This is a genomic window from Flavobacterium sediminilitoris (assembly GCF_023008245.1).
In the GTDB taxonomy this organism is placed as follows: Bacteria; Bacteroidota; Bacteroidia; order Flavobacteriales; family Flavobacteriaceae; genus Flavobacterium; species Flavobacterium sediminilitoris.
Window position 1 is genome coordinate 2,384,114 of the sequence record NZ_CP090145.1, and the last position, 13,222, is coordinate 2,397,335.

Genomic DNA, 13,222 nt, shown 5'->3' on the forward strand with positions numbered 1-13,222 from the left:
ATTAAATAAGAAAGGGCTATTTGAAAATATACTTTTTTCAATGATGTTTTATTCAAAATCAGTTGAAGAATCATTTTCAGTTGTATAATCATCAATATCTCTTCTGTCTTTTTTCGTAGGTCTTCCTTCTCCTTTAGCTCTGTAATATTCTTTACTTAATTTAAGTAATTCTAAATGAGCAAAAGCTTCATCTGGAGTGGTGTCTTTTCTGTAAATATCAACAAGTTTTGCTCCAACTCTGCTAGGAGGAATATCTAAAATAGTTAATTGATAATTAATCTGATCTTTTCTTAATACAATTTTGTCTGTTGGATATACTTCTCTTGAGGCTTTTGCAACTTGCCCATTTACGGTTACATGTCCTTTTTTTATAGCTTCTGATGCAATGTTTCTAGTTTTAAAATAACGGGTGCACCATAAAAATTTGTCTACTCTCATTTTTAATCAAAAATCATTGTTAATTTTTATACAAAAATAAAGTAAAATTGTATCTTGCAACACAAAATTTATGAAAATGAAGAATATTTTTAAGAGTAGTTTTTTTGTCATGGTAGCCATGTTAGTAATTTCTTGTAACAAAGATGATAGTTCAAATTCTTCCATCGAGTTAAGAAATAGACAAGATGTGTATGATGAAAATATTGCTGAAATAGAAGCATATTTAAAAGCTACTTATCTTACTGTTGATGCAGATTTGGATGCTACAGTAGATAGTATTGATGCAGGACAGGTTTCTATATGGGATCAATTAGATTACCCTTTACAATCTGTTACAGTTAAAAACGACGCAAGGACAACAAATTTTACTGATGGAAGATTTCCAGATGATGTAGACTATAAATTATATTATATTGTTTTGAATGAAGGAGGAGGAGAGTTTCCAAAAAGTGTAGATTCAACACTTGTGGGATATAAAGGGTGGAATTTAGAAAATAAAATATTTGATCAAAATGATCAAGGAGTATGGTTTACATTTCCTCAGTTAGGTCAGTTTGACCCAGTTTCAATTTCTGGATTTAGACAAATATTGTCAAAAGTAAGAACGTCTCCTAATGCTCCTACTTTAGAGTCAGATGGGACTTTAACATGGTCTGATTATGGAAATGTATTAGTTTTTATTCCATCAGGATTAGCTTATTTTAGTTCACCAAGAGCAGGTATTGGAGCTTATAAACCAATTGCTTTTCAAACAAAGTTATATAAACTTAAAAAAAATGATCATGATAGGGATAGAGTGCTAAGTGTATATGAAGATTTGAATAATGATAATGATTACTTTAATGATGATACAGATGGAGATAGAATACCAGATTTTCTTGATATAGATGATGATGGAGATGGTTTTGTTACTAAAACAGAGATTAAAAAACCAGAAGGAGAGGCAGGATTGTTGAAATATTATCCATTTAATATAGTACTTGATGATCCGACTACACCTGAAGATGAAACAGAATTAAAAGGAATTCCAAGTTGTTCTAATGATTTTACTACACCAGCAAGATTGAGAAAGCATTTAGATAGAAATTGTCATTAATATTTTCGATAGTAAATAAAAATAAGTTATAAAAAACGCCCAACTTTAAAGTTGGGCGTTTTTTATGCAATTTGAAAATATATTACTTTCTTTTTATAACCTTTTCTGCTGCATTAATAATTGCATCAGCATTTAAACCATATTTTTCCATTAATTGAGCAGGTGTTCCACTTTCTCCAAAACTATCATTAACGGCTACAAATTCTTGAGGAACAGGATTATTAGATACCAATGTTCGGGATACACTTTCACCTAAACCACCTAAAATATTATGTTCTTCTGCTGTTACAATACAACCTGTTTTTGAAATTGATTTTAAAATAGCTTCTTCATCAAGAGGCTTAATAGTATGTATGTTGATTACTTCAGCAGAAATTCCTTTTTCTTCTAATTTTTCAGCAGCAATTAAGGCTTCCCAAACTAAATGACCTGTTGCCACAATAGTAACATCTGTTCCTTCATTTAGCATAACAGCCTTACCAATGACAAATTCATCATTTTCAGGAGTGAAATTAGCAACACTAGGACGACCAAAACGTAGGTAAACAGGACCATGATGATCTGCAATAGCTATAGTTGCTGCTTTCGTTTGGTTATAATCACATGGATTAATAACAACCATTCCAGGTAGCATTTTCATTAAGCCAATATCTTCTAAAATTTGATGAGTAGCTCCGTCTTCACCAAGTGTTAAACCTGCATGAGAAGCACAAATTTTTACATTTTTATCAGAATAGGCTATAGATTGACGAATTTGATCGTAAACTCTACCTGTTGAGAAATTAGCAAAAGTACCTGTGAAAGGAATTTTTCCTCCAATAGTCATTCCTGCTGCAATTCCCATCATATTTGCCTCTGCAATTCCAACTTGAAAGAAACGTTCTGGGTGATTTTTTTTGAAATCATCCATTTTTAACGATCCAATTAAATCAGCACAAAGTGCTACAACATTTTCATTTTTTTGACCAAGCTCAGTTAAACCAGCACCAAATCCTGAACGTGTATCTTTATTTCCTGTATTTGTATATTTTTTCATTTTCATTTTAGTTGAAGGATTAATAGTCACCTAGAGTTTCAGGATTTTGCGCTAATGCATTTGCTAATTGCTCATCATTAGGTGCTTTACCATGCCATGCATGAGTGTGCATCATAAAATCTACACCATTACCCATTTCAGTGTACAATAAAACACAAACGGGTTTTCCTTTTCCTGTTTTTGCTTTTGCTTCCGTCATGCCATTAATAATAGCATCAATATTGTTACCTTCTTTGATTTCTAAAACATCCCAACCAAAAGCTTCAAATTTAGCTCTTAAGCTTCCCATTGCTAAAACTTCGTCAGTTGTTCCATCAATTTGTTTACCATTTACATCTACTGTAGCAATTAAATTATCTACTTTTTTAGCTGATGCATACATAATTGCTTCCCAGTTTTGACCTTCTTGTAATTCGCCATCTCCATGTAGTGTGTAAACTAAACTAGAATCGTTATTTAGTTTTTTTACTTGTGCAGTACCTAAAGCAACACTTAATCCTTGACCAAGAGACCCAGAAGCCATTCTTATTCCAGGTAAACCTTCATGTGTAGTTGGATGCCCTTGTAAACGAGAATTTAATAATCTAAAAGTAGCTAGTTCACTTATAGGAAAATAACCACTTCTTGCTAGTACGCTATAGAAAACAGGAGAGATATGACCGTTAGATAAGAAGAAAACATCTTCATTAATTCCGTCCATATCAAAACCTTCTTTTCTGTTCATTAAGTTTTGATAAAGGGTTACTAAAAATTCTGTACAACCAAGTGATCCTCCGGGATGACCTGAATTTACAGCATGTACCATGCGTAGGATATCTCTTCTTACTTGGACAGTTAATTCTTGTAATTGTTGTGTGTTTGGTTTCATTTACATAAATAATTTGGGCAAAAATACTTCATAATTTTTCTTTCAACAAACCTTTTATCAGGAAGTTATTCGAATTAATGAATTTATTTATTCACAATTAGTATTTCATAAAACTATTTTAAAATTTTAGTTTGAGTAACATGCAAGTGCACTATTTGATTTATATTTGCCCAGTAAAATTGTTATATGAAGTTCGATTTAGTTAAAAAAGATCCAAAAAGCCAAGCAAGAGCAGGAGTGATTACTACAGATCATGGAGTTATTGAAACCCCAATATTTATGCCTGTTGGCACTGTAGCATCTGTAAAAGGTGTTCATCAAAGAGAATTAAAAAATGATATTAATCCAGATATTATATTGGGAAATACATATCATTTATATTTAAGACCGCAAACAGATATTCTTGAAAAAGCAGGTGGTTTGCATAAATTTATGAATTGGGATCGAAATATTTTGACAGATTCAGGAGGATACCAAGTATATTCTCTTTCTTCAAATAGAAAAATAAAAGAAGAAGGAGTGAAATTTAAGAGTCATATTGATGGTTCATATCATTTTTTCTCTCCTGAAAATGTAATGGAAATTCAAAGAACCATTGGTGCAGATATTATTATGGCGTTTGATGAATGTACTCCATATCCATGTGATTACCGTTATGCAAAGCGATCTATGCACATGACGCATCGTTGGTTAGACAGATGTATTACGCATTTAGAAAAACTGCCATTTAAGTATGGCTATGAGCAAACTTTTTTTCCAATTGTTCAAGGAAGCACTTACAAAGATCTACGTCAACAATCAGCAGAATATATTGCTAATGCAGGAGCACAAGGAAATGCAATTGGAGGACTTTCAGTAGGTGAACCTGCTGAGGAGATGTACGCAATGACCGAAGTTGTTACCGCAATTTTACCAGAAGATAAACCAAGATATTTAATGGGAGTAGGAACACCAATTAATATTTTAGAAAATATTGCTTTAGGTATTGACATGTTTGATTGTGTTATGCCAACACGTAATGCAAGAAATGGGATGCTTTTTACAGCTCATGGATCAATCAATATAAAGAATAAAAAGTGGGAAGCCGATTTTTCTCCAATTGATGAAATGGGACATACTTTTGTTGATTTAGAATATTCAAAAGCTTATTTACGTCATTTATTTGCTGCAAATGAGTATCTTGGAAAGCAAATTGCTACTATTCATAATTTAGGTTTTTATATGTGGCTTGTTCGTGAAGCAAGAAGACAAATTGTAGCAGGAACATTTAGAGAATGGAAAGATAAAATGGTAATTCAAATGAGTCAACGCTTATAGTTAATTTAATGAAGCTAATTGATAAATATATTTTAAAGAGATATCTAGGTACATTTAGTGTAATGTTATTATTATTTATTCCTATTGGAATTGTAATAGACGTCTCTGAAAAAGTAAATAGAATGATTGAAAGGAAAGCTCCTTTTAATGAAATAATAATGTATTACGGTGATTTTATAATATACTTTGCTAATTTATTATTTCCTATTTTCCTATTTTTATCAGTTATTTGGTTTACCTCAAAATTAGCAAACAATACAGAAATTATTGCTATTCTTAGTTCTGGAATCTCGTTTAAAAGATTTTTAAGACCTTTTCTATTTGGAGCAACTATTGTTTGTGTTTTTGCATTATTAATGGGGTTTTTCTTAGTACCAAAGGCAAGTAAAGGATTTCTAGATTTTAGAAATACATATTTGAGAAGTAGTAGTTATAAAACAATGGAAACTTCGGATATATTTAGACAAATAGGAGAAGGAGAATACATTTACATTAGCAATTATAATTTTACCTCTAAAACAGGATTTAACTTTACGTATGAGAAATTTAAGGATAATGTTTTAGTTGAGAAAATTACCTCAAATAGAATAAAATATGATGAAGAGATAAAAAAATACTCTTTATTTAATTATGTAAAAAGGAATATTGGGAATAACAATGATATATTAGAGTTAGTAGATAAAAAAATTGTTGATTTTAACTTTGAACCAGACGAATTAACTCCAGTTTTTTATATTGCAGAGACAATGACAATTGGAGAGTTATTCAAATTTATTAATAAAGAAAAAGAAAAAGGAAATACTAGAATCAATGCATATTTAGTTGTATTGTATAAAAAATTTAGTTTACCAATTTCAGCATTCATACTTACTATTATTGCAGTAGCAGTATCATCCATGAAAAGAAGAGGAGGAATGGGAGTTAATTTAGCTATTGGAATTGTAATTGCATTTACCTTTATATTTTTTGATAAAGTATTTGGAACCATTGCAGAAAATTCAGATTTTTCGCCATTATTAGCAGTTTGGATTCCAAACATATTTTTTGGAATATTAGCCTTTTATCTTCTTAGAAATGCAAAACGATAGTATAAAAACATATTTGCATCTTCATTTAATAGTGTTTATTTGGGGATTTACAGCCATATTAGGAAAACTAATATCATTAGAAGCATTAAACTTAGTTTGGTATAGAATGTTTTTTGCGTCACTCTTTGTTTTAGCTTTTTTACTTATAAAAAAGAAAAGTATGGTGATTACAAAAAATGCATTTATAAGTTTTTCATTTGCCGGAATTGTAATAGCAGTACATTGGTATACTTTTTATGAAGCAATAAAAGTATCAAATATTTCAGTAACACTGGCATGCTTATCAACAGGCGCTTTTTTTGCATCTATTTTAGAACCTATCATACACAAAAAGAAAGTAGTTTGGTATGAAATGCTTTTCGGAATAATAACAATTATTGGATTAGGAATTATCTTTAAAGTAGAAACCCAATTTAAAGCGGGGATTTATTTAGCCATTACTTCAGCATTCTTATCAGCCCTTTTCTCTGTATTAAATGGAAAATACGTAAAAGAGTATGATCCAAATGTAATCTCTTTCTATGAAATTTTAATAGGCGTTTTAGGAATAAGTGTATATATGTTATTTACTAATAATTTTGATACAGCTTTTTTTGAAATATCATTAGAAGATTTATTTTGGTTATTAATACTTTCATCAATTTGTACCGCTTATGCCTTTTCTGCATCTGTGAAAATTATGAAGTTTTTAAGCCCATTTACAGTGATGCTAACTGTAAATATGGAACCTGTTTATGGAATTATTTTAGCATTGTTAATATTTAAAGACTCAGAACACATGAATTCCTATTTTTATCTAGGAGCAGGAATTATTTTAGTGACAGTTCTAGCAAATGGATTAGTGAAAAATTATAAAAAAAGAAAACTAAAATTAGTTGAATAATACATTTAATTAATTGAAAATTTTATCTTTGTCACAACAAACACAAACCAAAATTTAGTCCCATGGAATATTTAGATTTTGAATTACCTATTAAAGAGCTTGAAGACCAATTAGATAAATGTGTCGTTATAGGTCAGGAATCTGAAGTAGATGTAAGTAATACATGCAAACAGATTGAGAAAAAATTAGAAGAAACTAAGAAAAATATATATAAAAATTTAACTGCTTGGCAACGTGTTCAAATGTCACGTCACCCAAATCGTCCTTATACGATGGATCATATCAAAGCATTATGTGGTGATACTTTCCTAGAATTATTTGGAGATAGAGGAGTTAAAGACGATAAAGCCATGGTAGGTGGTTTAGGGAAGATTGACGGACAATCATTCATGATTGTAGGACAACAAAAAGGATATAATACGAAAACGCGTCAATATCGTAATTTCGGAATGGCAAATCCAGAAGGATATAGAAAAGCACTTCGATTGATGAAAATGGCAGAAAAATTTGGAATTCCTGTTGTTACTCTTGTTGATACTCCAGGGGCATATCCAGGTTTAGAAGCAGAAGAAAGAGGACAAGGAGAAGCAATTGCTCGTAATATTTTTGAAATGATTCGATTAAAAGTTCCTATTATTACAATTGTTGTTGGAGAAGGAGCTTCAGGAGGAGCATTAGGAATTGGAGTAGGAGATAGAGTATTTATGTTAGAAAATACTTGGTACTCTGTAATATCACCAGAATCATGTTCGTCTATTTTATGGAGAAGTTGGGAATATAAAGAACAAGCTGCTGAAGCTTTGAAATTGACACCAACTGATATGAAGAAGCAAAAATTAATTGATGATATTATTCCAGAACCACTTGGAGGAGCTCATCATGATAGAGAAACTACTTTTAAAAATGTTGAGACTTTTATTATGAAAGCATATAAAGAATTAAAAGACTTATCAACAGAAGATTTAATCGTACAAAGAATGGACAAATACAGTAAAATGGGAGAATTTAAAGAATAATTCATTTTACATTCAACATATAAAGTCCGAAGCCTAATAGTTTCGGATTTTTTTTGTGTTATTAACAAAAAGAATTATGTTTTCAACAGGTTTTTAACACAATAGAGCTAATAAGTTAGGATATAATTTATCAAAATTTGGTTACCTTCGCAATATGGAAAACGTCAGAAATAGCAGCTTTCAAAAAGAAAATAAAAGCGCTATTATTAATCTAGAAAAAGGAAAACTTCCTCCTCAAGCTGTAGATTTAGAAGAAGCAGTTTTAGGAGCAATGATGATTGATAAGAAAGGTGTAGATGAAGTAATTGATATTCTTCAACCTGATGCTTTTTATAAAGAATCTCATAAACATATTTTTGAAGCAATTGTTGAATTGTTTAACGATACTCAACCTATCGACTTATTAACAGTTTCTTCTCAATTAAAAAAGAATGCAAAATTAGAGTTAGCAGGAGGCGATTTTTATCTTATTCAATTAACTCAAAAAATATCATCTTCAGCTCATATTGAATTTCACTCAAGAATTATATTGCAAAAATATATTCAAAGAAGTTTAATAAAGATTTCCAACGAAATAATTGAAGAATCTTATGATGAAACAACAGATGTTTTTGATTTATTGGATAAAGCTGAATCTAAATTGTACGAAGTTACACAAGGGAATATTAAAAGAAGTTCTGAAACCGCCCAAAGTTTAGTTATCCAAGCTAAAAAGCGTATTGAAGAAATTGCAGGAAAAGAAGGATTAAGTGGTGTTCCAACAGGATTTCATGATTTAGATAAACTTACTTCTGGTTGGCAACCTTCAGATTTAATTATTGTGGCAGCTCGTCCAGGTATGGGTAAAACAGCCTTCACATTATCAATGGCAAGAAATATGGCGATTGATTATGGAGCTCCTGTTGCTTTTTTCTCTCTTGAGATGTCTTCAGTTCAGCTAATTACGCGTCTTATTTCATCTGAAACTGGCTTGTCATCTGAAAAGTTGAGAACAGGAAAGTTAGAAAAACACGAATGGGAGCAACTTTCAATAAAAGTTAAAGATTTAGAAAAAGCTCCTTTATATATTGATGATACTCCATCATTATCCATTTTTGACTTACGTGCCAAAGCACGTCGTTTAGCTTCTCAATATGGAATTAAAATGATTGTAATTGATTACCTTCAACTAATGACTGCTGGTGGAAATGGAAAAGGAGGAGGAAATCGTGAACAAGAAATTTCAACCATTTCCCGAAATTTAAAAGCATTAGCAAAAGAATTAAATGTACCAGTTATTGCTCTTTCACAGTTATCTCGTGCCGTTGAAACTCGTGGATCTAGTAAAAGACCATTACTTTCCGATTTAAGGGAATCGGGAGCGATTGAGCAAGATGCGGATATTGTTTCTTTTATTTATCGCCCTGAATATTATAAAATTGATGAATGGGATGATGAAGAGCGTTCTCCAACGCAAGGTCAGGCTGAATTTATTGTAGCAAAGCATCGTAATGGTGGTTTAGATAATATACGACTAAAATTCGTTGGAAACTTAGGTAAGTTTGATAATTTAGATGATTTTAGTTCTCCTTTTGATTCGCTACCTTCAAAAATGAATTTAGATGAACAAAATCCTTTTATTACTCAAAATCTTCCATCAGCAAATGAAGCATTTGGGAGTAATTTTAGTAGTGTTGATGATGAAGATTCAGATGTTCCTTTTTAAAAAGAACAACGATAATAATAAAAAAAAGGTTCCTTACAAGGAACCTTTTTTTTATTAGAATTTTAAGTTTTTAAATTTTAACTAAATGAAAATTAAAAGAGGATGTTGTTTGATTTCCAGAATTGATATTCTTTGGAGTAAATTCGGGTTTAAAATTAGGATTATAATTCCATTCTTCAGAGTGAATATAGCATCCTTTTGTAGTTAAATAAATATTACCATTATAAGGTTTGTATCCATCAGCTTGAATATGAATATCTATTTTATCCTGTATGTTTGATTTTGAAAACCCAGTTTGTATATGATAACTACTATTTGTAGATTCTAAAGATTTATTTAAAGGGAAAAATCGATTCCTTTTTACTTTTGCTTCCATCTTAATAGGTGATAAGATAGGTTTTAAAGTTATTGAATCTATAAAGAAACCTTTTAAAGTTAATTCATTTTCAATTAGCGCTACAGGAGAAAAATCTATTGTGTTTAAAGAATTTTCCGTTTCAGTAGCATATAGATTAGTGCTTGATAAGGCAATCGTACCAGTAGTAAAAATACCAACTTTTTTTACAAATGATCTTCTTTTCATAATTATTGGGATTAATAGTGTTATTTTAAATCTAGTTTTTAATTTAAGTTGACTTTTTATATAAAAGGTTGTTATATATTCTATAACAACCTTTTTTTAACCTTCTAATTAAAAGATAAGATTATTTTTTAATTATCAGTTTTTGAGAACTTATTTCTGTTCCATTAGTTCCTTTTATGAAGTAAATACCGTCAGATAAATTTTCAACATTTATTGTATTTTCAATATTTGAATTTACTCTAAATGATTTTACTGTTTGACCTACTTGATTTACAATAATAAATTGACCATCAAAATCAGCATTGATATTTAATTGTCCATTATTTGGATTAGGATAGATTGAGAATTTTGATTTGTTTTCAAAAGTATTTGAACCTAAAGTATTAACTGTATAACACGCTGATTCAACCGTACAAGTTCCAACAGTTACTTCAACTTTATAATCGCCAATTACTGTTGGAGTAAAATCTTGATTTGTTTCTCCTGCTAATAATGTATTTGGACATTCATACCATTGATAAGTAGCACCCACTTCGTTTGCTGTTAAAATACCAGTAGTTAATTCAGATATAGTATTATTAATAGCAGATGGCTCAGTAATTGTAACTGAAGCTGTATTTGTACAACCATTATCATCTGTTATAGTCACAATATAAAATCCAGCACTTATACCAGTAATTGATGCTGTTGTAGCTCCGCTGCTCCATAGGTAAGTATAAGGAGCTGTTCCTCCAGATGCAGTTGCAGTTGCAGCACCATCAGCTTCTCCATTACAAGAAGCATTGTTGTCTACACTTGCAGAGGCTATTAAAGCAGTTGGCTCAGTAATTGTAACTGAAGCTGTATTTGTACAACCATTATCATCTGTTATAGTCACAGTATACATTCCAGCACTTACACCAGTAATTGATGCTGTTGTAGCTGAATTACTCCATAAGTAAGTATAAGGAGCTGTTCCTCCAGATGCAGATGCAGTTGCAGCACCATCAGTTTCTCCATTACAAGAAGCATTGTTATCTACACTTGCAGAGGCTATTAAAGCAGTTGGTTCAGTAATTGTAACTGAAGCTGTATTTGTACAACCATTATCATCTGTTATAGTCACAGTATACATTCCAGCACTTGCACCAGTAATTGATGCTGTTGTAGCTGAATTACTCCATAAGTATGTATAAGGAGCTGTTCCTCCAGATGCAGTTGCAGTTGCAGCACCATCAGTTTCTCCATTACAAGAAGCATTGTTATCTACACTTGCAGAAGCTATTAAAGCAGTTGGTTCAGTAATTGTAACTGAAGCTGTATTTGTACAACCATTATCATCTGTTATAGTCACAGTATACATTCCAGCACTTACACCAGTAATTGATGCTGTTGTAGCTGAATTACTCCATAAGTAAGTATAAGGAGCTGTTCCTCCAGATGCAGATGCAGTTGCAGCACCATCAGTTTCTCCATTACAAGAAGCATTGTTATCTACACTTGCAGAAGCTATTAAAGTAGATGGTTCAGTAATTGTAAAACTTTGAGTAGTAGTACAACTGTTAGCATCTGTTACTGTTACTGTGTATGTTCCCGCAGTAAGTCCTGTAGCTGTAGCAGCAGTTCCCCCTGAAGGTGCCCAAGAATATGTATATCCAGGAGTTCCACCCGTAACACTTACAGTTGCACTACCATTAGTACCACCATTACAAGAAACATTAGTTTGCGAGTTAGCAGAAGCAACTAAAGCAGTTGGTTGAGTTATTGTGAAACTTTGAGTAGTAGTACAACTGTTAGCGTCAGTTACTGTACAAGTCCAAGTACCCGCTGGTAAACCAGTTACAGAAGTTGTTCCGTCACCTGTAGGGTTACCAGGAGTCCAATTATAAGTATATCCACCTACTCCACCAGTTGCAACGTTTACAGTTGCTGCACCGTTTGAACCACCATTACATGATACATTAGTTTGAGAAGAAGGCGTAAGTACTAAAGTAGTTGGCTCAGTTATAGTTACGGAAGTTGAAGCACTACAGTTATTAGCATCTGTAACCATTACATTGTATGTTCCAGCAGCTAAACCAGTTGCTGTAGCCGTAGTAATTCCAGAAGGAGACCATGAATAGTTAAAAGGACCAGTTCCTCCAGTAGGTGTTACAGTAGCAGCACCATTTGTTCCCCCATTACAAGCCACATTAGTTTGTGAAGATATAGATGCTGTAAGTGCAGGATTTACATTAATAGTTATTGTTGCACAAGTTCCAGGTGTTACACAACCTCCTTCACCTCTGATATAATATGTTGTGCTAGAACCAGAAGGAGTAACAGCAAATGTAGAACTTGCAGTAGTTCCTAATAATGACCCTCCGCAAGAACCCGTATAAATAGCCCATTGCGTAGCATCATTTAAAGTTCCAGTAATATTTAAAGTAGTAGATGCACCATTACAAACAGGATTTGCTGTTGCAGTAACCGTAGGTACAGTTGGATCTGTACATGATGGAGCTTCAAACAATCTAAAATTATCGACTGCGATTTCTTGAGAAGCTGAAGCATTTGCATGACAATTAAATCGGATATCTAAAGTTGAACCTGTATTAGGGATATTAGCAGATAATTCTGTAAAAGCATATGTTAATGCGGTACCATCACCTAAAAGATCTCCGTTAGTATCAACACTAAAAGTATTAGAAGAACTAGCATTGTCAGCATATATACCTATTATTTTATTCCAAGAACCACCATCAATTCTATATTCGATTACGATAAAGTCTTGCGCTGGAGGTCCTGGATTGATCCAATCAGTACCTTGAAAACTACCATTTATATTGTTACATGCAAAAAAGCCTTTAAAAGAAAGACCTGTTTTTCCAGCAATATTAATTCCTGACCAAGTTACTTGTTGATTTGCTGATATAGAATTTGATGAACAAGTAGGACCTCTATCAATATCTTCAGCTGCCCAAAATTTTGAACCTTCAAAATTGGAGTAAGTTCCAGACTGTAAGGCTATACCAGATAAATCAGTTCTCTTAAAATAAGCTGTTGCAGGAGGACCACCACAAGAAAATTCAGCTATTGAAGGTGTTCTAGTTCCAGAACTTGGAGCGCCAACATCTTCAAATGAGTCACTCCAAAACTGAGTTTGTGCATTTCCTTCTAAACAGAAAAAGGAAATGATGAATAAAAGTAAAGTAATTTTTTGTTTCATATTAG

Annotated in this window: 11 protein-coding genes; 6 read left to right on the plus strand and 5 right to left on the minus strand. The window is 31.9% G+C overall.

Annotated features, from left to right (window positions below; translation table 11 throughout):
- Positions 1-48: 48 nt before the first annotated feature.
- Positions 49-438, minus strand: coding sequence for an RNA-binding S4 domain-containing protein (locus LXD69_RS10900; protein ID WP_246915384.1), 390 nt, complete (start codon positions 436-438; stop codon positions 49-51).
- Between the two features lie 76 nt (positions 439-514).
- On the opposite strand from LXD69_RS10900, the gene LXD69_RS10905 reads away from it, so the two are divergent.
- A complete protein-coding gene (locus LXD69_RS10905; RefSeq protein ID WP_246915386.1) occupies positions 515-1,534 on the plus strand; it encodes an FKBP-type peptidyl-prolyl cis-trans isomerase in 1,020 nt (339 codons plus the stop codon).
- 82 nt (positions 1,535-1,616) lie between these two features.
- Here LXD69_RS10905 and LXD69_RS10910 read toward each other — a convergent pair whose 3' ends face one another.
- Positions 1,617-2,570, minus strand: coding sequence for a transketolase family protein (locus LXD69_RS10910; RefSeq protein WP_246915388.1), 954 nt, complete (start codon positions 2,568-2,570; stop codon positions 1,617-1,619).
- A gap of 19 nt (positions 2,571-2,589) precedes the next feature.
- Positions 2,590-3,438: a transketolase gene (locus LXD69_RS10915; RefSeq protein WP_246915390.1), complete on the minus strand. Its 849-nt coding sequence runs from the start codon at positions 3,436-3,438 to the stop codon at positions 2,590-2,592.
- 186 nt (positions 3,439-3,624) lie between these two features.
- Here LXD69_RS10915 and tgt point away from each other — a divergent pair, with 186 nt between their 5' ends.
- The 5 genes from tgt to dnaB all read left to right on the plus strand — a co-directional run bounded on the left by tgt (position 3,625) and on the right by dnaB (position 9,447).
- Positions 3,625-4,755, plus strand: coding sequence for a tRNA guanosine(34) transglycosylase Tgt (tgt, locus tag LXD69_RS10920; RefSeq protein ID WP_045968196.1), 1,131 nt, complete (start codon positions 3,625-3,627; stop codon positions 4,753-4,755).
- A gap of 8 nt (positions 4,756-4,763) precedes the next feature.
- Entirely contained in the window at positions 4,764-5,843 is a 1,080-nt protein-coding gene (locus LXD69_RS10925) for an LptF/LptG family permease (RefSeq protein WP_045968198.1), read from the plus strand.
- On the plus strand, positions 5,830-6,726 hold the full coding sequence (locus LXD69_RS10930; RefSeq protein WP_045968200.1) for a DMT family transporter: 897 nt from the start codon (positions 5,830-5,832) through the stop codon (positions 6,724-6,726). The genes LXD69_RS10925 and LXD69_RS10930 overlap by 14 nt, the downstream gene beginning before the upstream one ends.
- Before the next feature lie 62 nt (positions 6,727-6,788).
- The gene (locus LXD69_RS10935; protein ID WP_045968202.1) at positions 6,789-7,742 is read left to right on the plus strand and encodes an acetyl-CoA carboxylase carboxyltransferase subunit alpha; all 954 of its coding nucleotides are present in this window, start codon (positions 6,789-6,791) and stop codon (positions 7,740-7,742) included.
- 154 nt (positions 7,743-7,896) lie between these two features.
- Positions 7,897-9,447 carry a replicative DNA helicase gene (gene dnaB / locus LXD69_RS10940; RefSeq protein WP_045968204.1) on the plus strand — a complete coding sequence of 517 codons (1,551 nt, stop codon included), beginning with the start codon at positions 7,897-7,899 and terminating at the stop codon, positions 9,445-9,447.
- 70 nt (positions 9,448-9,517) lie between these two features.
- On the opposite strand, the gene LXD69_RS10945 is transcribed toward dnaB, so the two are convergent.
- On the minus strand, positions 9,518-10,030 hold the full coding sequence (locus tag LXD69_RS10945) for a hypothetical protein (protein ID WP_045968206.1): 513 nt from the start codon (positions 10,028-10,030) through the stop codon (positions 9,518-9,520).
- Positions 10,031-10,151: 121 nt separating this feature from the next.
- On the minus strand, positions 10,152-13,217 hold the full coding sequence (locus tag LXD69_RS10950) for a T9SS type A sorting domain-containing protein (protein ID WP_246915392.1): 3,066 nt from the start codon (positions 13,215-13,217) through the stop codon (positions 10,152-10,154).
- Between the last annotated feature and the right edge of the window lie 5 nt (positions 13,218-13,222).